Annotated in this window: 22 protein-coding genes; 14 read left to right on the forward strand and 8 right to left on the reverse strand. The window is 73.9% G+C overall.

The genetic code is table 11. The annotated features are described in order from the left end of the window. Entirely contained in the window at positions 1-948 is a 948-nt protein-coding gene (locus tag ABD086_RS01390) for a DUF5926 family protein (protein ID WP_343904952.1), read from the forward strand. A gap of 159 nt (positions 949-1107) precedes the next feature. Here ABD086_RS01390 and ABD086_RS01395 read toward each other — a convergent pair whose 3' ends face one another. Genes ABD086_RS01395 through ABD086_RS01410 form a run of 4 tightly spaced genes read right to left on the reverse strand, consistent with a single transcriptional unit; the run spans position 1108 to position 3560 of the window. Next, positions 1108-1725 carry a hypothetical protein gene (locus tag ABD086_RS01395; protein WP_343904954.1) on the reverse strand — a complete coding sequence of 206 codons (618 nt, stop codon included), beginning with the start codon at positions 1723-1725 and terminating at the stop codon, positions 1108-1110. Further along, positions 1722-2228, reverse strand: a complete 507-nt coding sequence (locus tag ABD086_RS01400) for a SigE family RNA polymerase sigma factor (protein WP_343904956.1) — start codon at positions 2226-2228, stop codon at positions 1722-1724. Before ABD086_RS01400 ends, ABD086_RS01395 begins: the two co-directional genes overlap by 4 nt. A 45-nt stretch (positions 2229-2273) precedes the next feature. Continuing rightward, entirely contained in the window at positions 2274-3185 is a 912-nt protein-coding gene (locus ABD086_RS01405; RefSeq protein WP_343904958.1) for an adenylate/guanylate cyclase domain-containing protein, read from the reverse strand. Further along, the gene (locus ABD086_RS01410; protein WP_343904960.1) at positions 3186-3560 is read right to left on the reverse strand and encodes a Crp/Fnr family transcriptional regulator; all 375 of its coding nucleotides are present in this window, start codon (positions 3558-3560) and stop codon (positions 3186-3188) included. 88 nt (positions 3561-3648) lie between these two features. Here ABD086_RS01410 and ABD086_RS01415 point away from each other — a divergent pair, with 88 nt between their 5' ends. Beyond that, positions 3649-5154 (forward strand): amidohydrolase, encoded by a 1506-nt coding sequence (locus ABD086_RS01415; RefSeq protein ID WP_343904962.1) that lies wholly within the window; start codon positions 3649-3651, stop codon positions 5152-5154. Here ABD086_RS01415 and ABD086_RS01420 read toward each other — a convergent pair. Further along, entirely contained in the window at positions 5151-6050 is a 900-nt protein-coding gene (locus tag ABD086_RS01420) for an SGNH/GDSL hydrolase family protein (RefSeq protein ID WP_343904964.1), read from the reverse strand. The genes ABD086_RS01415 and ABD086_RS01420 overlap by 4 nt on opposite strands. Before the next feature lie 54 nt (positions 6051-6104). On the opposite strand from ABD086_RS01420, the gene ABD086_RS01425 reads away from it, so the two are divergent. The 9 genes from ABD086_RS01425 (at position 6105) to ABD086_RS01465 (ending at position 15536) form a co-directional block, all read left to right on the forward strand. Beyond that, positions 6105-7067 (forward strand): cation diffusion facilitator family transporter, encoded by a 963-nt coding sequence (locus ABD086_RS01425; RefSeq protein ID WP_343904966.1) that lies wholly within the window; start codon positions 6105-6107, stop codon positions 7065-7067. Positions 7068-7241: 174 nt separating this feature from the next. Then, positions 7242-8384: an ROK family transcriptional regulator gene (locus tag ABD086_RS01430; RefSeq protein ID WP_343904968.1), complete on the forward strand. Its 1143-nt coding sequence runs from the start codon at positions 7242-7244 to the stop codon at positions 8382-8384. 63 nt (positions 8385-8447) lie between these two features. Further along, positions 8448-9740 carry an extracellular solute-binding protein gene (locus ABD086_RS01435; RefSeq protein ID WP_343904970.1) on the forward strand — a complete coding sequence of 431 codons (1293 nt, stop codon included), beginning with the start codon at positions 8448-8450 and terminating at the stop codon, positions 9738-9740. A 94-nt stretch (positions 9741-9834) separates the two neighbouring features. Then, the gene (locus ABD086_RS01440; RefSeq protein ID WP_343904972.1) at positions 9835-10737 is read left to right on the forward strand and encodes a carbohydrate ABC transporter permease; all 903 of its coding nucleotides are present in this window, start codon (positions 9835-9837) and stop codon (positions 10735-10737) included. Between the two features lies 1 nt (position 10738). Beyond that, positions 10739-11578, forward strand: a complete 840-nt coding sequence (locus ABD086_RS01445) for a carbohydrate ABC transporter permease (RefSeq protein WP_343904974.1) — start codon at positions 10739-10741, stop codon at positions 11576-11578. Beyond that, on the forward strand, positions 11575-12951 hold the full coding sequence (locus tag ABD086_RS01450; RefSeq protein ID WP_343904976.1) for a glycoside hydrolase family 3 N-terminal domain-containing protein: 1377 nt from the start codon (positions 11575-11577) through the stop codon (positions 12949-12951). The genes ABD086_RS01445 and ABD086_RS01450 overlap by 4 nt, the downstream gene beginning before the upstream one ends. After that, entirely contained in the window at positions 12939-13841 is a 903-nt protein-coding gene (locus ABD086_RS01455) for an ROK family protein (protein ID WP_343904978.1), read from the forward strand. Before ABD086_RS01450 ends, ABD086_RS01455 begins: the two co-directional genes overlap by 13 nt. A 7-nt stretch (positions 13842-13848) precedes the next feature. Further along, positions 13849-14766, forward strand: a complete 918-nt coding sequence (locus ABD086_RS01460) for an N-acetylglucosamine-6-phosphate deacetylase (protein ID WP_343904980.1) — start codon at positions 13849-13851, stop codon at positions 14764-14766. Continuing rightward, positions 14766-15536 carry a glucosamine-6-phosphate deaminase gene (locus tag ABD086_RS01465; RefSeq protein ID WP_343904982.1) on the forward strand — a complete coding sequence of 257 codons (771 nt, stop codon included), beginning with the start codon at positions 14766-14768 and terminating at the stop codon, positions 15534-15536. Before ABD086_RS01460 ends, ABD086_RS01465 begins: the two co-directional genes overlap by 1 nt. 94 nt (positions 15537-15630) lie before the next feature. Here ABD086_RS01465 and ABD086_RS01470 read toward each other — a convergent pair whose 3' ends face one another. Together ABD086_RS01470 and ABD086_RS01475 are read right to left on the reverse strand one after the other, a co-directional pair. After that, the gene (locus tag ABD086_RS01470; protein ID WP_343904984.1) at positions 15631-15780 is read right to left on the reverse strand and encodes a hypothetical protein; all 150 of its coding nucleotides are present in this window, start codon (positions 15778-15780) and stop codon (positions 15631-15633) included. 9 nt (positions 15781-15789) lie between these two features. Further along, on the reverse strand, positions 15790-16047 hold the full coding sequence (locus ABD086_RS01475; protein ID WP_343904986.1) for a DUF3072 domain-containing protein: 258 nt from the start codon (positions 16045-16047) through the stop codon (positions 15790-15792). A 73-nt stretch (positions 16048-16120) separates the two neighbouring features. On the opposite strand from ABD086_RS01475, the gene ABD086_RS01480 reads away from it, so the two are divergent. Next, entirely contained in the window at positions 16121-16687 is a 567-nt protein-coding gene (locus ABD086_RS01480) for a DinB family protein (RefSeq protein WP_343904988.1), read from the forward strand. Here ABD086_RS01480 and ABD086_RS01485 read toward each other — a convergent pair. After that, complete coding sequence (locus tag ABD086_RS01485; protein WP_343904990.1) at positions 16684-17844, reverse strand: PucR family transcriptional regulator; 1161 nt, start codon at positions 17842-17844, stop codon at positions 16684-16686. The genes ABD086_RS01480 and ABD086_RS01485 overlap by 4 nt on opposite strands. 85 nt (positions 17845-17929) lie before the next feature. Between ABD086_RS01485 and ABD086_RS01490 the strand changes: the two genes are divergently transcribed. Continuing rightward, the gene (locus ABD086_RS01490; RefSeq protein ID WP_343904992.1) at positions 17930-19063 is read left to right on the forward strand and encodes a ferredoxin reductase; all 1134 of its coding nucleotides are present in this window, start codon (positions 17930-17932) and stop codon (positions 19061-19063) included. Next, the gene (locus tag ABD086_RS01495) at positions 19060-20295 is read left to right on the forward strand and encodes a fatty acid desaturase family protein (protein WP_343904993.1); all 1236 of its coding nucleotides are present in this window, start codon (positions 19060-19062) and stop codon (positions 20293-20295) included. Before ABD086_RS01490 ends, ABD086_RS01495 begins: the two co-directional genes overlap by 4 nt. Position 20296: the final 1 nt, after the last annotated feature.

Consider the following 20296-nt stretch of genomic DNA (forward strand, 5'->3'; position numbering starts at 1 on the left):
ATGGCGAAGAAGTCCCGCACCAAGGCCCGCACGCAGTCCCGTCCGTCGGAGGTCGAGGGCGAGGTCGGCCCGCGCCAGCCCTGCCCGTGCGGCTCCGGCAAGCGCTACAAGGCCTGCCACGGCGCGGCCGGCGGGGCGCCCGCGCCGTTCGTCGGCCGGCCGTTCGAGGGCCTGCCCTCGGAGTGCGACGTCGTCGCCATGCGCGAGCTGGTGCCGGCCGCGACCGCGCCGCTCACGCTGAAGGACCACGCCGACCGGACCGTGCAGCTCTGCACGCTGCTCCCGATGGCCGCGCCCGCGATGGTTCGCGACAGCGGGGAGATCTGGCTCGGGCTCCAGGTGCAGCACAACTTCGGCGACGTCTCCCGCGACCTCGGGGCCGTGCTGCTCAAGGCGCTGGAGTCGGACGCCGGCATCGTCGGCCTCACGGACCCGCCAGGGGAGGGGCCGCGGCTGCAGGACCTGGTCGCCGGGGACCGGCTCTCGGTCACCGTCCACGACGGCTTCGACTTCTGGATCGCCGACGTCGAGGAGGGCGAGCGGGCGGCGCTGGCCGCCGCGCTGGAGCAGGCGAACACCGCCGCGTCCCCGACCGCCCGGCTGACGACCGTCGAGGCGGCGTACTGGACCAACGTCGGCGCCAAGGAGCACCTGCGCTGGGTGATGCCGGAGCCGGAGGGCCCGCTGCTCGACGCGCTCGCGCGCCTGCACGCGGCCGGCCGGGACGTGCTCGTGGACGGGTCGCGGTTCGTGGGCATGTTCCGCGCGCACGGCCTGCTCGCCCCGGTGTGGGACCTGCCGGTCGGCACCGGCCCGGAGCCGCTGGAGGATCCGGCCGAGCGGTTCGCCGCCGACCTCGCCGAGGCGCTCGCCGACACCTCCGCCCTCACCACGGAGCAGCGCTCGGCCCGGTCCGGGCTGGCCAACCGGCAGGTCACGCTGCGCTGATCCCTGCCGATCAGCGCCGATCCGCGGGGATTTTGCCGAGATGTGACGAATCACGCCGACTCGCCGTGGGGCAGGAGTTGTGCCGGTCCGGCGAGCGACGTAGATTCGCAGCGCTCGGTCGTTGTCGTGTCCCCCGTCGGCAACGGCCGAGCTCCTATTTCAGGGCCGATCGGTCGCGCCGTGCATGGTGCCGACGCCGTTCGTCATGAACGGGACCTCGTGCGGCGCCCCGTCCTCGGTGACGACCAGGTGGGCGGGCAAGGTGGCGACGTCGTCGACCACGACGGCGAACCGCCGTGCGTCGGCGGTGCACGGCCCGTCGCCGTCGTAGCCGCCGACGACGGCCATCCGCACCGTCCCGTGGGAGGTCATCGCCGCGGTCGCGGTCGGCGGGCAGCTGCTGCTGTAGCCCATCTCGGTGATGTACATGAGGGTGTGCTCGTCCGGGTCCCAGGCCGCGCGCACGGCCACGCCCCAGGGCGGGTGGCCCGGGATGCTCGCAAAGGTCGGCAGCACGTCGGTGACGCGCACCGGGAGGTCGGTGACCCCCGGGGTGTCGTCGGCGGGCGACCCGGCGCGGTCGCTCCCGGACACGAGGCGCGCGGCGCCCGCAGCGCCCCCGGTCAGGATCAGCACCGCCGCGATGGCGCCGGCGCCGACCGCGCGGCGGCGCCGCCGTCGCGCGGCGCGCCCGGCGGTCAGCAGGTCGTCGAGCGGTGCCGGTGGCACCGGCGTCCGGTCGAGCCGGTCCAGCAGCGAGAGCGAGGAGTCGGTCATCGCGGTCGTCCTTCGGGGAGGTCGGACAGGTGGGAGCTGGCGGCGAGGCACGCCAGCGCGCGGGCGAGGCGGCTCTTGACCGTGCCGGGAGAGATGCCCAGGATCTCCGCGGTCCGCTGCTCGCCGAGGTCGGCGTAGTAGCGGAGCACGACGACCTCGCGGTGCGAGGCCGTGAGGTCGGCCAGCGCCCGGTGGACGGCGTCGGCGACCTCCACCCGGGCGGCGTGGTCCGCAGCCCCTCGGTCCGGCAGCCGCGCCGCCGGCCGTTCGCCCCACCACCGCCGCCGGCGGCTGTCCCGGTGGCAGTTCACCAGGATCCGGTAGACGTAGGCGTCCCGGTCGTCGGCGGCCGCGACCTTGCGCCACGCCGTGTAGCAGCGCAGCAGCGCGGTCTGGGCGAGGTCCTGCGCCTCCTCGGGCGTGCAGCCGAGGACGATCCCCGACCGGACGAGGGCGGCCCAGCGCGCGCCGGCGAAGGCGGTGAAGTCCTCGTCCTGCTCCATGCTTCTCCCCGCCTCGCCGACCACGTCACCCGTACGACGAGGTGGTCAGGCGCCGGGGTTCCCTCGCCGCAGCACGTGCGGCTGGAGCTTCGCGTAGCCCTTGACCGGAGTGCGCCGCAGCTCGCGGAACGTGTACGCCGGGTCCGCGGCGAGCTCGTCGTGGGCGCCGCGGTCGACGAGCACGGTGCCCGGTCGCGCGACGCCGGTGAGCCGGGAGGCGATGTTCACGGTCGGGCCGAAGACGTCGCCGAGGCGGCTCACGACGTCGCCGTACGCGATCCCGACCCGGACGTCGGGGAACGGCTCCTCGCGCTCGGTCATCAGCAGCGCGACCTCGGCGGCGTCGCGCGCCCGGTCGGCGACGAACAGCACCTCGTCGCCGATGGTCTTGATGATCCGGCCGCCGTGCTCGACGACCAGCATGGCCGCCTCGGACTCGAAGTGCTCCAGCCAGGCCACCAGCTCGCGCTCGTCGAGGCGCTTGCTGCGCGAGGTGTAGCCGACGATGTCGACGAAGCCCACCGCCATCGGCGCCGTGGTGCTCCCGGCGTCGAGCGCCGCCACCCGCGCGGAGGCGCTGGCCAGGTGCCGGCGCCACGCGTAGGACTGGAGCGACTCCACCCGCGGCAGCGCCTCGCGGGCCAGCTCGTCGGTGGGGTCGATGTCGGCGAGCAACGCCGCCTGCCACTCGGCGAGCCGCGCGAAGCTGCGCCCCCACGTCCGCACCAGCGCCGCCTGGGAGTCGGGCCCGAGCACCCCGAGCTCCATCAGCTCGCGGGTCTGCCGCAGCGCGTCGACGTCGGCGTCGGTGAAGGCGACGTCCTCGTCGCCGGTGCGCGGGAAGCCCAGCAGCCGCCAGAGCTCCTCCGCCAGCTCGATGGGGACGCCGGCGCGCTCGGCCACCTCGAGCCGGGTCAGCGTCGGCGGACCGCCGAGCAGCAGGGGCTCGAGGTCCAACTACCGCGCCCCGAAGCGCTCGACCGCCACGGCCTCGAGCGCCGCCTTGAACGACGGCATCTCCTCGCACAGCGCGCGGACGGCCTCGTCGGTGAAGTGGATCAGCTCGAGTGGCGTGAGCGCGACGATCGACGCGGTGCGCAGCGAGTGGTTCACGATCGCCGCCTCGCCCACGATGTCGCCCTTGCCGAGCTGGGCGATCTCCTCCCCGTGCTGGCGCACCGAGACGGTGCCGTCCAGGATCAGGTACGCCTTGTCGGCCGGCGTCCGTTCCCAGATCGGTGACCAGCCCTGCGGCACGTGCACGCGGGTGCCCGCCGCGCTGATCCGGGCGATCTCCTCCGGGGAGAACGCGTCGTAGAACGAGTCAGCCACTGCTCCGCCTCTCTGCCTCACCCTCCCGCGGCCCGATCATGCCCGGGCGCGGTACCCACGTAAACAGGGGCCCACTAGCGTCTGGCCCGTGTCGAGCCTCCTGATCCGCAACGCCCGCCCGCTCCCGGTCCGCGACGGGGACGTCGCGCCCGAGGGTCCTGTCGACGTGCTCGTGGAGCAGGGCCGGGTGATCGCGGTCGCGCCGAGCCTGCTGCGGCCGCCCGGCGTCGCCGAGGTGAACGCCGGCGGGCGCTGGCTGATCCCCGGGCTCTGGGACCAGCACACGCACCTGGCCCAGTGGACGCTGGCCTCCCAGCGCCTGGACCTGGCCGGCGCCCGGTCGCCCGAGGAGGTCACCCGGGCGGTCGCCGAGCGGATCGCGGCGTACCCCGACCTGCCCGTCGTCGGCTGGGGCCACCGCTCGGGCGGCTGGGACCGCGAGGTGACGGTGTCCGAGCTGGACGCGGTCTCCGGGGACACCGCCGTGGTGCTGATCAGCGGCGACGGCCACCATGCCTGGCTGAACACCACGGCGCTGATGCACTTCGCGATGCCGGTGCGCGACTCGGTGGTGCGCGAGACCGAGTGGTTCGCGGCGTACCCGCGCCTGGTCACGCTGGTCGGCAACGACGGCACCTCGCCGGAGGCCTACCGCCGGATGCTCGACGCCGCGGCGGCGCAGGGCATCACCGGCATGGCCGACTTCGAGTTCGGCGCCAGCCGCGAGGAGTGGTCGGAGCGGTGGACGCAGGGCTGCGACGTGCTCCGGATCCGGTGGGCGACGTACGCCGACACCCTCGACGACGTGATCGCCGCGGGCCTGCGCACCGGCGACCCGCTGGCGTGGGACCCGCGGCTGACGATGGGCCCGCTCAAGATCATCAGCGACGGATCGCTGAACACCCGGACCGCCTGGTGCTGCGAGCCGTACGGCGACGCGCACCGGCTGGAGTACCCGGCGGGCCAGCCGAACCTCGACGGTGCGGAGCTGCGCGAGCTGTTCGCGCGCGCGAACGCCGCGGGCCTCGAGGTCGCCTGCCACGCGATCGGCGACGCCGCCGTGGAGGAGGCGCTGGCGGCGTTCGCCGAGACCGGCGCCGGGGGCTCGGTCGAGCACGTGCAGATGGCCCGGCGCGACGGCGTCCGCCGGCTGGCCGAGCTCGGCATCCGGGCCAGCGTGCAGCCCGCGCACCTGCTCGACGACCGCGACCTCACCGAGCGGGTGTGGGGGGAGCGGGCGGAGCGGTGCTTCGCGTTCCGGTGGATGCTCGACGACGGGGCCGACCTGGTGCTCGGCTCGGACGCTCCGGTGTCGCCGCTGGACCCGTGGCTGGCGATGGCCGCGGCCGTGCACCGCAGCGCCGACGAGCGCGAGCCCTGGCACGGCGAGCAGGCGCTGACCGTGCGCGAGGCGCTGGCGGCGTCCGTCGACGGGCAGCCGATGGTGGGCCCGGGCTCGCGGGGCGACCTGGTGCTCCTGGACCGCAACCCGCTGGCCCTGGAGGGCGACAGCGCGGCCGTCGGCGCGGCGCTGCGCGAGATGGCGTCGGCGTACACGGTCGTGGCCGGCGTCCCGGTCCACGACGCCCTCTAGCGGATCTCGTCCAGCACCAGCTGGGCGACGTGCTCCTGCTCGACGGCGAGCGGGTGGTAGGCGAGCGCCGTGCCGACGCTGGTGACGCGGCCGTTGATCCAGGGCTCGTCGGCGCAGATGTCGTGCCCGGCGGTCGGCTCCCAGAGGTCGACGAAGTCGGCGTCGGCCTCGTCGGCGCCGCGCTCGACCGCCCGGTTGAGGCGCTCGTTGATCTCCCGGGCGAACGCGTAGTCCCCGGCGGCCAGCGGCAGCAGCTCGCAGGTGCCGGACTCCGGGATGATCTGCGGGTACCCGACCACGACGACGCGGGCCCGCGGGGACCGCTCGCGGACGCCGCGGACGACGGCGGCGATGTTCCGCTCGATGTGCGCGAACGTCGTGTCCAGCCGCTCCGGGTCCTGCCGCGCGAAGGACTCCCGGCACGGGGCGCCCGCCGGTGCCGTGGCGGCGATCTGCACGCAGCGGCCGAGCACCCCGCCGAACAGCTGCCCGTCGTTGCCGCCGAGGCCGATGGTCACCAGGTCGGTGCCCGGCCTCAACGCGTCGAACTGCGGCGGCACCGAGCCGGTGCGACCGACCTGCGGGCTGACCGTGTTGTGCGTGCTGGCGCCGCTGCAGCTCACGTCGGTGAGCGCGGTGCCCGGCATCGCCGTCGCGACCAGCGCCGGGTAGTTGGCGCCGGAGCGCAGGCAGATCGAGCTGGTGTCTGTCGGCGGCACCAGCGGCGCCGCCGTGTACGAGTCGCCCAGCGCGACGTACTGGTCGTACGCCGTGGGCGCCGCGGCCGGCGAACCGGTGACCCGCGCCGGCGCCGCCTCCGGCCGGTCGGACGCCCCCGAGCAGCCCGCCGGCACCGCGAGCGCAGCCAGCAGGGGGAGCACCAGGAGTCGCCGCATGCCTCGACCGTACGTGCGTGGTGCAGGCCACACGGCCCATGGGTACCGGGGGCCATGTCCGCAACCGACACCATCCCGAAGGAGCCGGTCCAGGACCAGTCGCTGTTCACGGTCCTGGTCGCGCTGGCCGCGAACGGCCTGCTCGCGGCTGCCAAGTCGGTCGCGGCGGTCCTCACCGGATCGGCGTCGATGGTCGCCGAGGCGGCGCACTCGTGGGCGGACACCGGCAACGAGGTGTTCCTCCTCATCGCCGAGCGGCAGGGCAAGCGCCCCCGGGACGCCGAGCACCCCTGGGGGCACGGGCGGGCGACGTACGTCTGGTCGCTGGTCGCGGCGTTCGGCCTGTTCTCCGCCGGTGCGGTCGTCTCGGTGTGGCACGGCGTCACCGAGCTCAGGGCGGAGTCGTCCGCGGAGACCAGCTACACGGTCAACTACGTGGTGCTCGGGATCGCGTTCGTGCTCGACGGCATCTCGTTCCTCCAGGCCACCCGACAGGTGCACGGCTCCGCGCGGCGGTTCGGGATGCACCCGGTGCGGTTCGTGGCCCGCACCTCGAACGCCACGCTGCGGGCGGTGTTCTTCGAGGACCTCACCGCGCTGCTCGGCATCCTGCTGGCCGGTGGCGGCATCGCGCTGCACCAGCTGACCGGCGACAAGGTGTGGGACGCGGTCGGGTCGATCGCGGTCGGCGTGCTGCTGGGCTTCGTCGCGATCTTCCTGATGCGCCGCAACATGGACTACCTGATCGGCGAGCAGCTGCCGCCCGAGCTGCGGACGCGGGTGATCTCCAGCCTGCTCGATCATCCCGCGATCGACCGGCTCACCTACCTGCACGTCGAGTACATCGGACCGCTGCGGCTCTTCGTGGTGGCGGCCGTCGACCTCACCGGCGACGACACCGAGCAGCACCTCGCCGTCCGCCTGCACCGGGTGGAGGCCGACATCGAGCAGGACCCGCTCATCGAGGACGCGATCCTCACCCTCTCCCTCCCCGACGACCCCGCCCTCACCCTCTGACCGTCGAGTCGGGCACAAATCCCCGTTGAGTTGGGCCCGAATCACCGTTGAGTTGGGCCGGCTTTCCCGGGCCAGGGAACTTCTGCCGGACTCGATGGGAACGGAGGCCCAACTCAACGCGAATTGTGGCGGGGCTCTTGACGTGGAATATGTAAGTGCGCTGAACTAACAAACGTGACGACGATCTCACCGGTGGGCCGGCCGCTGCGGCCGCGCGGGAAGCTGCTCCAGGAGGACGCCCGCCGGCACCACCGCTCGCTGCTGCTCCAGCAGCTGTTCCGGGAGGGCCCGGCGAGCCGGGCGGACCTGGCGCGGAGCACCGGACTGACCCGGGTCACGACGTCCGACCTGATCGGCGAGCTGGTCGCCGACGGGCTGGTCGAGGAGCTCGGCGCCCCCGCGGAGGCGCGGGTCGGCAAGCCCCCGACGCTGGTCGGCCTCGCCGCGGACGCCACGCACATCGTCGGCATCGACCTCTCCAACGACGACCGGATGACCGGCGCGGTGGTCAACCTGCTCGGCCAGGTGCGGGCCCGCCACGAGGTCGCCATCGACGGCGCGACCGGCCAGGACGCCGTCGACCTCGTGCACCGCCTCGCGGCCGAGCTGATCGCGCTGACCGACCGCCCGGTGCTCGGCATCGGCGTCGGCAGCCCCGGCGTCGTCGGCGCCGACGGCACGGTCATCGACGCCCCGAACCTGGCCTGGGCCGACACCCCGCTCTCCGCGAGCCTGGCCCAGGCCTTCGACCTCCCGGTGTTCGTCGCCAACGACGCGAACACCGCCGTGCTCGGCGAGCACACCTTCGGCCAGACCGGCACCGGCGGCCTGATGGTGCTGCGGGTCGGGACCGGCGTCGGCGCCGGCCTGGTCCTGGAGGGCTCGCTGCTGCACGGCCACCGCGGCGCCGCCGGCGAGATCGGCCACGTCGTCGTCGACCCCGACGGCGAGCGCTGCGCCTGCGGCCGGACCGGCTGCCTGGAGACCCTGGTCGCCGTGCCGCGGCTGCGCAGGCGGCTCGCCGAGGGCGCCGCGAACGGCGAGGACGCCGACGAGGTGCTCACCCGCGTCGGCGAGCAGCTCGGCGCCGCGCTGGCCCCCGTGGTCGGCACCCTGAACCTCCAGGAGCTGGTGCTCAGCGGCCCGCAGGAGCTGCTCGACGGACCGCTCCGCGAGGCCGCGGACCGGGTCATCCGCTCCCGGACCATGCCGGTCAGCGGCGAGGGCCTGGTGGTCCGGGCCTCGACCCTCGGCGAGGACGTGGTGCTGGTGGGCGCCGCCGTTCTCGTGCTCGCCGGACAGCTCGGCGTCTCCTGACCCGTCTCGGGCCGACCACGACAGAGAAGCCAACAGAGAAGTACGCAAGAGAGGAACACTGCGGTGCGTATCAAGAAGACACTCGCGGGCGCTGCGCTGGCCGGTCTGGCCCTCACCGCCCTGGCCGCGTGCGGCGGCGACAGCAGCGACGGCGACGGCTCCTCCGGGGACTCCGCCCCGCAGGCCGCCGACATCCGGGTCTGGCTCAACGGCACCGACACGCCGGACGAGGCCCGGCAGTGGCTGAAGAAGACCTTCGAGGAGCAGAACCCCGGCTCGACCCTCACGGTGGAGCAGCAGGAGTGGGACGGCCTCGTCGAGAAGCTCACCACCGCGCTCTCCAGCGAGTCCGAGACCCCCGACGTGGTCGAGATCGGCAACACGCAGGCGCCGACGTTCACCTCGGCCGGCGCGTTCTCGGACCTGACCGGCCAGCTCGACGCGCTCGGCGGCGACGACCTGCTCCAGGGGTTCGTCGACGGCGCGACCGTCGACGGCAAGACCTACGCCGTCCCCTACTACGCCGGCTCGAAGTACATCTTCTACCGCACCGACCTCTTCGAGAAGGCCGGCCTCGAGGTGCCGACCACGATGGACGAGTTCGTCGACACGGCGGTCAAGCTGAAGGACGCCAACCCGGAGCCGGCGAACTTCTCCGGCTTCTGGTTCCCCGGCCAGGACTGGCGCAACGGCGCCGCGTTCGTCTGGGACGCCGGCGGCGACCTCGCCGCCGACAACGACGGCACGTGGGAGGGCGCGCTGGAGTCCGACGCGTCGATCGCGGGCCTCGAGCGCGCGCAGCAGCTGTTCGAGCAGGCGTCGGGTGCCCCCAAGGACGGCAACGAGGCCGACCCCTGGACGCCGTTCTGCGCCGGCGAGACCGGCATGATGTCCACCCCGGGCTGGGTGATGGGCCTGCTCAACGACCCGAAGACCGGCTGCCCGGACCTGGCGAAGAAGGTGGGCGTCTTCGCGCTGCCCGGCTCCGACGGCCAGCCCGCGCCGGTGCTGCTCGGCGGCTCGGACATCGCCGTCGCCGCGAAGTCGCAGCACCAGGAGCTCGCCCAGAAGGCCGTCGCCCTGATGCTCAGCGACGACTACCAGTCGATCCTGGCGGAGAACGGCCTCACCCCGGCCAAGACGTCGCTCGCCTCGCTGCTCGGGGACGACATGTTCGCGCAGGCCACCATCGCGGCGGCGTCGAACGCCAAGCTGACCCCGGCGGCGCCGGGCTGGGCCAACGTCGAGGGCTCGCGGGTCCTCGAGGACCTGTTCAGCAAGATCGCCCAGGGCGGCGACGTCGCCGACCTGGCCGCGGCCGCCGACGAGCAGATGAACAGCCAGCTCAACGGGTAGCCGCCACGCGCAGCGACACCAACACGGCCGGGGCGGCGCCGACCGCCGCCCCGGCCCTGCCCTGCCCACGATGATGAGCCCGGAAGGAGGAGCGATGAGCGAGACCGCACCGCGGCCGCGCCGGACGGCCCTGCCGTACCTGCTGGTGCTGCCGGCCGTCGTCGCGCTCGGCTTCGCGCTCGGGTACCCGCTGGTCCGCCAGGTGGTGCTCTCCTTCCAGGAGTTCGGGCTCGCCCAGCAGTTCGGACGCCCGCCGGAGTGGGTCGGCCTGGCCAACTACCGGGAGCTGGTCACCGACGCCTACCTGTGGCGCGTCGCCCTCCGGTCGCTGGTCTTCTGCCTCGTGAACGCCGCCGTCACCATGGTGCTCGGCGTCGGCCTCGCCCTGTTGATGCGGCACATGTCGAAGGGCATCCGCGTCGCGGTCCAGAGCGCGCTGCTGCTCGCCTGGGCGATGCCGGTGGTCGCGACGCTGACCGTGTGGCAGTGGCTCTTCGACACCCAGTACGGCGTCGTCAACTGGCTGCTCACCCACGCCGGCCGCGACTACGAGGGCCACTCCTGGCTGCTGCAGCCGCTGTCGTTCTTCTTCGTGGCCACGGTGATCGTGGTCTGGATGAGCGTCCCGTTCGTGGCGTTCACCGTGTACGCAGCGCTCACCCAGGTGCCCGAGGACCTCGTCGAGGCCGCCGAGATCGACGGCGCCGGGCCGTTCCAGCGGCTGCGCAACGTCGTGCTGCCCAGCATCCGGGGCGTGCTGCTCGTGGTCGGCCTGCTCCAGGTGATCTGGGACCTGCGGGTCTTCACGCAGATCTACGTGCTCCAGCAGGCCGGCGGGTCGACCCACGACACGAACCTGCTCGGCACCTACATCTACCGGCTCGGCATCGGGGGCGGGAAGTTCGGCATGGCGGCCGCGGTCGCGATCTTCATGCTGGTGCTGACCGTCGTCCTCACCGGCCCCTACGTCCGCGCGATGCTCCGGCAGGAGGACTGACATGCCGCGCCCCGTCCGCCGTTCCCTCAAGGTCACCGCGAACCTCGCCGGCGTCGTCGCGTTCCTGCTGTGCGCGTTCCCCGTCTACTGGATGGTCAACAGCTCGTTCCTGCCCCGCAACGAGATCCGCAACCCGGACCCCACCTGGCTGTCGCTCGGCGGCACGCTCGACAACTACCGGACCGTGTTCGAGGGCGACCAGTTCCTCGACGCGCTGAAGATCAGCCTGCTGGTCACCGTCCTCACGATCGTGGTGGCGCTGGCGTTCGCGTTCGTCGCGGCGGTCGCGGTGTCCCGCTTCCGGTTCCGCGGCATGAAGAGCTTCGTCGTCGCGCTGCTGGTGATCCAGATGATCCCCGTCGAGGGGCTGTTCATCTCCCAGTACAAGATGCTGGAGGGCCTGAACCTGCTCAACACGGTGGTGGGCCTCACGATCGTGTACGTCGCCGCGGTGCTGCCGTTCACGATCTGGACCCTGCGCGGCTTCGTGGCGGGCGTGCCGTTCGAGCTCGAGGAGGCCGCGATGATCGACGGCTGCTCGCGGGTGCAGGCGTTCTTCCGGGTCACCTTCCCGCTGCTGGCGCCTGGCCTGGTGGCCACCGGCGTCTTCGGGTTCATCCAGGCGTGGAACGAGTTCACGCTCGCGCTGGTCGTGATGACCCGCGAGGACCGGCGCACCCTCCCGCTCTGGCTGAGCACGTTCACCGACGTCAACCGCGGCACCGACTGGGGCGGCATCATGGCCGGCTCCACGCTGATCGCGATCCCCGTCGTCGTGTTCTTCCTGGTTGTCCAGGGGCGGATGGTCGCGGGCCTGACGTCCGGGGCGGTGAAGGGATGAGCTCGGTCGAGGAGCTGGCCCTCCGCGTGCTGCTGCCCGCCTTCCCGGGTACGACGCTGCCCGCCGACTGGGCCGAGCTGTTCGCGGCCGGCCTGGGCGGGGTCTGCCTGTTCGGCAGCAACACCGCCGACGGCCCCGCGGCGGTCGCCGCGCTCACCGGCTCGATCCGCGCGGTCGCGCCGCACGCCGTGGTCGCCGTCGACGAGGAGGGCGGCGACGTCACCCGGCTGCACGCGCTGGACGGCAGCCCGGTGCTCGGGCCGGCCGCGCTCGGTGCCGCCGACGACCTCGCGCTGACCCGCGGCACCGGGTACGCCATCGGCGTCGAGCTCGCCGCCGTCGGCATCGACCTGGACCTCGGCCCGGTCGCCGACGTGAACACCAACCCCGCGAACCCGGTCATCGGCACCCGCAGCTTCGGCGCCGACCCCGGGCGCGCCGCCGCGCACGTCGTCGCGTGGGCCGAGGGCCTGCAGGCCGCGGGCGTCGCGGCCTGCGCCAAGCACTTCCCGGGCCACGGCGACACCGCGCAGGACAGCCACCTCGCGCTGCCGACCGTCGACGCCCCGCTCGCCGTCCTCGAGCGGCGCGAGCTGGTGCCGTTCGCGGCGGCCGCCCGCGCCGGGGTGGCGGCGGTGATGACCTCGCACATCGTCGTACCCGCGCTCGACCCGGCGCTGCCGGCGACCCTCAGCGCTCCGGTCCTCGGGCTGCTGCGGGACGGCCTCGGGTACGACGGGGTCATCGTGAGCGACGCACTCGACATGGCCGGCGCCAGCGCCGGGCGCGGCATCCCCCAGGCGGCCGTGCTGTCGCTCGCCGCCGGCGCCGACCTCCTGTGCATCGGTGCCGACAAGGACGCCGCGCTGGTCCGCGAGGTCCAGGCCGCCGTCGTCGCCGCCGTCCGCTCCGGGCGGCTGCCGGAGGCGCGGCTGCGGGACGCGGCGCGCCGGATCGCGCAATTGAACGGCCAGACTGCCTCTGGGGCTGCTCCGGGCAGGCTGAGCGTTCAATTGCGCGGGGCGCGCGCGGCCACGACCGTCGAGGGCGAGCTGCCCGACCTGCGCGGGGCGGAGCTCGTGAGCGTGGCGACCGCGGCCAACATCGCGGTCGGCGAGGTGCCGTGGGGCCTGCGGCCCGATCGCGTCGTGCGCCCAGGTCAGCAAGCGGTCGCGGACCGGCCGGTGGTGCTGCAGGTGCGCGACGCCCACCGGCATCCCGAGATCGACACCGCCGGCGTCGCCGTTGTGGTCGAGTGGGGCTGGCCGGGACCGTACGACGGCGCGCCGCCGAGGATCTGCACGCGTGGGTACTCCCGTCCGGGGGCCGCTGTCGTGGACGAGCTGCTGAGGAAGGCAGGGTGGGACCGGTGAACGTCGGCCTGGACATCGGGGCGACCAAGACGCTCGGGGTCGTCGTCGACGCCGAGGGCGAGATCCTCGCCGGGGTGCGCGAGGCGACCGAGCCCGGGAGCGACGGGGTCGTCCGGACGGCGGCGCGGGTCGTCGAGGCGCTGCGCGCCGCGACCGGCGAGCCGCTCCCGGGGACCGTCGGCGTCGGGATCCCGGGGCTGGTCGACCACGAGCGCGGCGTGGTCAAGCACGCGGTGAACCTCGGCCTGGACGGCGACTGGTTCGAGCTGGGCGACCTGCTCGGCGACCGGCTCGGGGTCCGGGTCGTGGTCGAGAACGACGTCAACGCCGCCACCCTCGGTGCGGTCGCGATGAGCGGGGAGGACGACCTGGTCTACGTCAGCATCGGCACCGGCCTGGCCGCCGGGCTGGTGCTCGAGGGCCGGCTCCGTCGCGGCGACCACGGCGCGGCCGGCGAGGTCGGGCACATCCCCGTCGACCCGAACGGCGTGCTCTGCGAGTGCGGCCAGCGCGGCTGCCTCGAGACCCTGGCGTCCGGGTCGGCGCTCGCCGCCGCCTGGCCGTCGCCCGGCCAGGTCCCGCCCGCCCAGGCGCTGTTCGCGGCGGCGCAGGGCGGCGACCCGAAGGCGATCGCGCTGCGCGACGAGTTCGCCGCCGGCGTCGCGTCGGCCGTCCGGGTGCTCGCCCTCGCGGTCGACCCGCGGACCGTCGTCCTCGGCGGTGGCGTGGCGCAGCTCGGCGAGCAGCTGCGGGTGGCCGTGGCGAGCGCGCTGCTGGACCAGGCCGCGAGCTCGCCGTTCCTCGCCTCCCTCGACCTCGCCGGGCGGCTGCGGGTCGTGCCGTCGAGCTACCCGGTGGCCGCCGTCGGCGCCGCGCTGCTGGGGCGGTGACGGTCCGATGCGGGTCCCGGGCCTGGTCGACCTCCAGGTCAACGGCGCCGCCGGCATCGACCTGACCGCCGAGCCGCAGCGGCTCTGGGAGGTCGCGGCCGCACTGCCGGCGTACGGCGTGGTCGCGTTCGTGCCGACGATCATCACCTCGGACCCGGCCGCGCGGGAGACCGCTCTGGCGGCGTTCCGCGCGGGACCGCCCGCCGGCTGGGCGGGCGCGGAGCCGCTCGGTCTGCACTTCGAGGGGCCGATGATCGCCCCGGCGCGCAAGGGCGCCCACCCCGAGCGCTGGCTGCGGCCGCCGTCGCTCGACCTCGTCGACGGCTGGTCGCGCGAGGCCGGCGTGCTGATGGCGACGATCGCGCCCGAGCTGCCCGGTGCGCTGGAGGTGATCGCGACGCTCGCCGCCCGCGGGGTCGTCGTCGCGATCGGTCACACGGCGGCGGACGCCGCGGCCGTGGCGGCCGCCGTGGACGCCGGCGCGCGGTACGTCACCCACCTCGGCAACGCGATGCCACCGCTGTCCGCGCGCGAGCCCGGCCCGGTCGGGGCGGCGTTCGGGGGCGATCTCCACGCGGGGCTGATCGTCGACGGCCACCACCTCGACCCGCTGTTCGTGCGCGCCGCCTGGCGGGCGCTGGGGCCGGAGCGGTTCGTCTGCGTGTCCGACGCGACCGCGGCGCTGGGCCTCCCCGCCGGTCGGACCCGGCTCGGCGACCAGGACGTCGTCGTCGCCGGCGGCACGGTCCGCCTCGAGGACGGGACCCTCGCCGGCTCCGCCGCGTCGGTCGCCGACTGCCTGCGGGTGCTGGTCCGGCAGACCGGCTGCACGGTGGCCGAGGCCGTGGCCACCGCCACGACCACGCCGCTCGCGCTGCTCGGCCTGCCGCCGCGCGAGGAGACCGTCGAGCTGGAGCTGGGCTGATGGAGGTCGTGATCTCCGACCGGTCGGCCGCGCTGGCCGCCGACGCCGTCGAGGCGCTCGTCCGCGGCAACCCGGGCGCCGTCCTCGGCCTCGCGACCGGGTCCAGCCCGCTGCCGGCGTACCGCGAGCTGGTCCGCCGGCACGACGCCGGCACCGGCCCGTCGTACGACGGGGTGCGCTGCTTCCTGCTCGACGAGTACGTCGGGCTGCCGCCCGGGCATCCGCAGACCTACCGGGAGACGATCTTCCGCGAGCTCACCGACGCCCTCGGCATCGCGCGCGACCGGGTGGCGAGCCCGGACCCGGCCGACCCCGAGCACGCGGGGCCCCGCTACGAGGAGACGCTCCGGGCCGCCGGCGGCGTCGACCTGCAGGTGCTCGGCATCGGCGGCGACGGCCACCTCGGCTTCAACGAGCCCGGCTCGTCGCTGGCGTCGGCGACCCGGATCAAGACCCTCACCGAGCGCACCCGGCGCGACAACGCGCGGTTCTTCGGGTCGGTCGACGAGGTGCCCCGCCACGTGCTCACCCAGGGCCTCGGCACGATCCTCCGCGCCCGCCACCTGCTGCTGATCGCCTCCGGCGCGGCCAAGGCCGAGGCGGTGGCCGCCGCCGTCGAGGGCCCGGTCTCCGCCTCGTGCCCGGCGTCGGTCCTCCAGCTGCACCCGCACGCGACCGTGCTCCTCGACGATCCTGCCGCGTCCCGGCTCGAGCGGGCCGACTACTACCGCGAGGTCTACGCCGCGAAGCCGGCGTGGCAGGGGTTCTAGGGGTGCAGGTTTCCCCGGTCAACCGGGGAAACCTGACGTTGTCGGCCGAAATTTTGGCCGACAACGTCAGGCATTGGCCGACAAGTCCGAGCTGTCAGCGCCCCGTCACGCCGTCGATCTGCTCCCGCAGGATGTCCATGCGCCCGAGGTGCCGGCCGATCTCGGCGTTTCTTGTGCACCGGCACCCAGCGCAGCGTCTTCGGGCCGGTGTCGCCGGCCGGCGCGCGGTGAGCGTCTCGGCCATGCCCGGAGCCTAGGCGCCGCGGCCGGTCTTCTCCTGCAGCCGGTCGATGTGCTCGGAGGCCTCCGCCTTGGTGAGGTCCGGGCTCAGCTGCTCGCCGGCCTCGCGGGCCAGCGTGTCGAGGTAGCTGCGCTGGGCGCCGGTCATCGGCTCGTCGCCGGTGACCCACTGCTCGGGGTCCTTGGCGGTGCCGGCGGACTGGTCGGGCCGCTCGGGCTCCGGGGCGCCGAGCAGGTCGGGGCGGTCGTCGTTCGAATGCGTGTTCGACATGGACCGCTCGTACCCGCTCCTCCGGCACCCATGCCTGCGGCGACCCGTCGGAGGCCGGCCCTAGGGTCGCGCCATGGAGATCACCATCGGACAGGAGCCCCCGCTCGCGGGCACCGACCAGCAGGCGCTGCTCGGCTCGCTGGACCGGATGCGCGGCTACCTGCTGTGGAAGTGCAGCGGGCTCGACGACGCCGGCATCCGGCAGACGCTCGGCCCGTCGAGCCTCACCCTCGGCGGGCTGCTCAAGCACGCGGCGGTCGTCGAGGCCATCACGCTGAGCTGGAAGCTGCACGGCCGGCGGCCGTTCCCGCCGTTCGGCGAGGCCGACTGGGACGACGCGGACTGGCACATCCGGGTCGAGGACGACGACACCCCGGAGTCGCTCGAGCGGCTCTTCGTCGAGTCGGTGGCCCAGGGGAAGGCGCTGGTCGACGAGGCGATCGCCGCAGGTGGGCTCGACTTCACCGCCGACATCCAGGACGACGCGGGCAACCACCCCAGCCTGCGGCGGCTCCTGTTCGACCTGATCGAGGAGTACGGGCGCCACGTCGGCCACGCGGACCTGATCCGGGAGTCCGTCGACGGGCTCGTCGGCGAGGACCCCGCCCCGGGAACCTTCCCCGGCACCTACGACGTCTAGCCCAGCGCGACGGTGAGCGCCAGCACCGTGTCCGGGTCGTCGAGGCGGTCGCCGTACAGCTCGCGCAGCTGCCCCATCCGGTAGCGCACGGTCTGCGGGTGCACGAACAGCGCGGCCGCGACCTCGTCGCGCCGGCCCTGGTGCAGCAGCCAGCAGCGCAGGGTGTCCGTAAGCTTCTCAGCGGTGCCCGGCCGCAGCCCCTCGAGCGGGGCGAGCAGCTGGGCGCGCAGGTCGGCGCGCGCCGAGGCGTCGGCGTCGAGCACCAGCGACACCAGGTGCGCCTCGGTGTCGACCTCGAGCCCGGCGGCGCGCGCGCGGAGGGCACGGTCGTACGACGCGCGCACGTCGAGCCACGGCCGGGCGGGGCCGGCGATCGCGCCGCGGTCGGCGAGGATCCGCAGCAACGCCGGGCGCCGGTGGGCGTGCGCGTCGGGCACCAGCAGTAGGGCGCCCTCCTCGAGCCCGGGGGCATCGGCCGCCTGGAGCGTGCCGGGGGCGAGGGCGGTCAGCAGCTGACGCACCTGGGACTCCGGCACCAGGACGGCGGTGAGGGTCCGCGGCGGCTCCCAGTCCGCCCGCTCGGCCGCGGTGACGACCTGGTCGACGGGCGACCCCTGGAGCAGGTGGTTCGCGACCCGCTCGAGCAGCCGCTGCCGGACCCGGCCGGTGGTGGCCAGCTCGTCGGTGTGACCGGCGACGGCGGCCGCCGACTGCTCGTCGATGTAGGCGAAGACCAGCTCGGCGAAGTCCGCGAGCACCTCGGCCCCGAGTCCGTGCCGGACCGCCGTGGTGGAGAGCTCCCGCCAGGCCACGCGCGCCCCGATCCGGTACGCCGAGAGCAGCGCGTCGGTGGTCCGCCCGCTCCGGGCCTCGCCGCGGCCGAGCTGGTAGGACCCCTCGGCGGGGGCCGTCCGCACGTCGGCCGCGCGGCCCCGGCTGGCCAGGATCAGGAAGCCGCCGAGGGCGAGCTCGACCGCGTCGCTGATGGTCTCGCCCATCGGGCCGGAGAACGCGTCGCGGTAGCTGGGCACCTCCTCGACGATCGCGGCCACCACGTCGTCGGCCAGCGTGGGGAGCTGGGCGTGCATGGCCGCGACCGCGGCCGGCGGGAGCTCGTGCCGCAGCGCGGGGGTTCCGGTCCCGGGGCGCGTGGCCATCTCTTGTCTCCTGCGAACAAATGTGACGCGGATCTTCACGTCTGCTGGTCATGATATTACGCGGTGGGCGCAGCACACTGGATCCATGAGCATCGCCGTCCCGTCGCACCACACGCGGGGCTCCCGTGGGTTCAGCCTGCGGCAGAGCCTGCGCCGCGTGGCCGAGGCCGCCGTCACCCCCCTCGAGCTCGGCGACGTCCTCGACGTCTTCCACCCGCTGCGCCGCGGCCGCGAGGGCCTCCAGGGCCGCATCGTCGCGGTGACCGCCGAGACGGCCGAGTCCGCGACGATCCTCATCAAGCCCGGCCGCGACTGGGCCGGCCACGTGCCGGGGCAGTACGTCCGCATCGGCGTCGACGTCGACGGCGTCCGCCTCTGGCGCACCTACTCCCTCACCCACGGCCCGCGCGCCGACCGCTGCATCAGCATCACGGTCAAGGCGATCCCCGGCGGTGTCGTGAGCAACCACCTCGTGCACGCGGTCCGGGTCGGCACGATGGTCCAGCTCGAGCAGGCGGAGGGCGAGTTCGTCCTGCCCCAGCCGCTGCCGCACAAGCTGCTCCTGGTCACCGCCGGCTCCGGCATCACCCCGGTGATCGGCATGCTCCGCAACCTCTTCTCGCGGCGCGTGCCGCCGGACGTCGACATCGTGCTCGTGCACGTCAACCAGTGCGCCGACACCGCGATGTTCCGCGACGAGCTGCGCGCCCACGGCGCCGCGGGCCGGATCACGCTGATCGAGCGGTACGACGACGTGCACGGCGTCCTCGACGTCTCCGACCTGCCGACCCTGGTGCCGGACCTCGACGAGCGGCTCGCCTACGGCTGCGGCCCGGCCGGGCTGCTCGACGCGCTCGAGGCCCACCACGCCGCGCGCGGCCTGGCGCTCACCACGGAGCGGTTCCGGACCGTGCTGGTCGAGCCCGGCGACGGGGGGACCGTCACGTTCGCCGACGGCCGCGAGATCGAGGCCGACGGCGCCACCCCGATCCTGGACGCGGCGGAGACGGCCGGCGTCCTCATGCCCAGCGGCTGCCGGATGGGCATCTGCATGGGCTGCGTCATCCCGCTGAAGCAGGGCGCCGTGCGCGACCTGCGCAACGGTGCGGTCACGGTCGCCGTCCCGGGCGAGACCGACCCCGCCGGCGTACCGATCCAGACCTGCATCAGCGCCGCCGCTGGTGCCTGCCACATCGATGAAGGAGCGCGCTCCCGATGACTGCCATCACCAAGAAGCCCGAGAACCCCATCGCCCACCTCACGCCCGAGGACGTCGAGCAGCTCGGCATCGAGCTGGACGCGATCCGGCAGGACGTCCTCGACGACCGCGGCGAGCGCGACGCGGCGTACATCCGCCGGGTCGTCCACGTGCAGCGCCGCCTCGAGCTGGCCTCGCGCGCGGTGCTGCTCGGCTCCGCGCTGCCGCCGCTGTGGGTGCTCGGCACCGTCGGCCTGTCGGTGGCGAAGATCCTCGAGAACATGGAGATCGGCCACAACGTCATGCACGGCCAGTGGGACTGGATGCGTGACCCGAAGATCCACTCGACCACGTGGGAGTGGGACAACGCGTCGACGGCCGAGGGCTGGAAGCACGCGCACAACGAGATCCACCACACGTACACCAACATCGTCGGCAAGGACAACGACCTCGGCTACGGCATCATGCGCGTCGACGAGGACCAGCGCTGGCACCCGATGCACCTCGGCCAGCCGCTGTGGAACTTCGTCAACGCCTGCTTCTTCGAGTACGGCATCGCGGCGTACGACCTCGAGCTCGGCCGCAACCTCCGGGTGCCGAAGGAGAAGCGGTCCGCGGAGTTCAAGGCCAACCTCTCCAAGACCCTGCGGAAGATCCGCAAGCAGGCCACCAAGGACTACGTGGTCAACCCGGCGCTGGCCGTCCCGTTCGGCGCGTTCCTGCCCACGCTGGCGGCGAACGTCACCGCGAACCTGGTGCGGAACGTCTGGTCGCACTCGGTGATCATGTGCGGCCACTTCCCCGAGGGCGTGGAGACCTTCGAGAAGAGGGCGATCCCGGACAACGAGACCCGCGGCGAGTGGTACCTGCGCCAGATGCTCGGCTCGGCCAACATCTCCGGCTCGAAGGCCATGCACGTGATGACCGGCAACCTCTCGCACCAGATCGAGCACCACCTGTTCCCGGACCTGCCCAGCAACCGGTACGCCGAGATCGCGCCGCGCGTGAAGGCGCTGTTCGAGAAGTACGACCTCAACTACCACTCGGCGCCGCTGCCGCAGCAGGTCTACTCGGCCTGGCACAAGGTCGTGCGGCTGTCGTTGCCCAACGGCTGGCTGGCCACCACGACCGCGAAGAACCTGCCCACGCAGGCCAAGCTGCTCTGGGCGATGACGACCAAGGGGCCGAAGGTGCGCCGGGCCGCCCAGGCCCGCCTGCAGCAGCAGGCGCGCAAGCAGGCCCAGGCGGCCTGAC

The organism is Nocardioides aquiterrae (genome assembly GCF_039526625.1).
Classification (GTDB): domain Bacteria; phylum Actinomycetota; class Actinomycetes; order Propionibacteriales; family Nocardioidaceae; genus Nocardioides; species Nocardioides aquiterrae.

What these genes read in the sequence shown, in the direction of transcription:
- ABD086_RS01390 (WP_343904952.1), top strand. Translation starts at nt 1, where the DNA reads ATGGCGAAGAAGTCCCGCACCAAGGCCCGCACGCAGTCCCGTCCGTCG.
- ABD086_RS01395 (WP_343904954.1), bottom strand. Translation starts at nt 1,725, where the DNA reads ATGACCGACTCCTCGCTCTCGCTGCTGGACCGGCTCGACCGGACGCCG.
- ABD086_RS01400 (WP_343904956.1), bottom strand. Translation starts at nt 2,228, where the DNA reads ATGGAGCAGGACGAGGACTTCACCGCCTTCGCCGGCGCGCGCTGGGCC.
- ABD086_RS01420 (WP_343904964.1), bottom strand. Translation starts at nt 6,050, where the DNA reads ATGCGGCGACTCCTGGTGCTCCCCCTGCTGGCTGCGCTCGCGGTGCCG.
- ABD086_RS01425 (WP_343904966.1), top strand. Translation starts at nt 6,105, where the DNA reads ATGTCCGCAACCGACACCATCCCGAAGGAGCCGGTCCAGGACCAGTCG.
- ABD086_RS01440 (WP_343904972.1), top strand. Translation starts at nt 9,835, where the DNA reads ATGAGCGAGACCGCACCGCGGCCGCGCCGGACGGCCCTGCCGTACCTG.
- ABD086_RS01445 (WP_343904974.1), top strand. Translation starts at nt 10,739, where the DNA reads ATGCCGCGCCCCGTCCGCCGTTCCCTCAAGGTCACCGCGAACCTCGCC.
- ABD086_RS01450 (WP_343904976.1), top strand. Translation starts at nt 11,575, where the DNA reads ATGAGCTCGGTCGAGGAGCTGGCCCTCCGCGTGCTGCTGCCCGCCTTC.
- ABD086_RS01460 (WP_343904980.1), top strand. Translation starts at nt 13,849, where the DNA reads ATGCGGGTCCCGGGCCTGGTCGACCTCCAGGTCAACGGCGCCGCCGGC.
- ABD086_RS01465 (WP_343904982.1), top strand. Translation starts at nt 14,766, where the DNA reads ATGGAGGTCGTGATCTCCGACCGGTCGGCCGCGCTGGCCGCCGACGCC.
- ABD086_RS01470 (WP_343904984.1), bottom strand. Translation starts at nt 15,780, where the DNA reads ATGGCCGAGACGCTCACCGCGCGCCGGCCGGCGACACCGGCCCGAAGA.
- ABD086_RS01475 (WP_343904986.1), bottom strand. Translation starts at nt 16,047, where the DNA reads ATGTCGAACACGCATTCGAACGACGACCGCCCCGACCTGCTCGGCGCC.
- ABD086_RS01480 (WP_343904988.1), top strand. Translation starts at nt 16,121, where the DNA reads ATGGAGATCACCATCGGACAGGAGCCCCCGCTCGCGGGCACCGACCAG.
- ABD086_RS01485 (WP_343904990.1), bottom strand. Translation starts at nt 17,844, where the DNA reads ATGGCCACGCGCCCCGGGACCGGAACCCCCGCGCTGCGGCACGAGCTC.
- ABD086_RS01490 (WP_343904992.1), top strand. Translation starts at nt 17,930, where the DNA reads ATGAGCATCGCCGTCCCGTCGCACCACACGCGGGGCTCCCGTGGGTTC.
- ABD086_RS01495 (WP_343904993.1), top strand. Translation starts at nt 19,060, where the DNA reads ATGACTGCCATCACCAAGAAGCCCGAGAACCCCATCGCCCACCTCACG.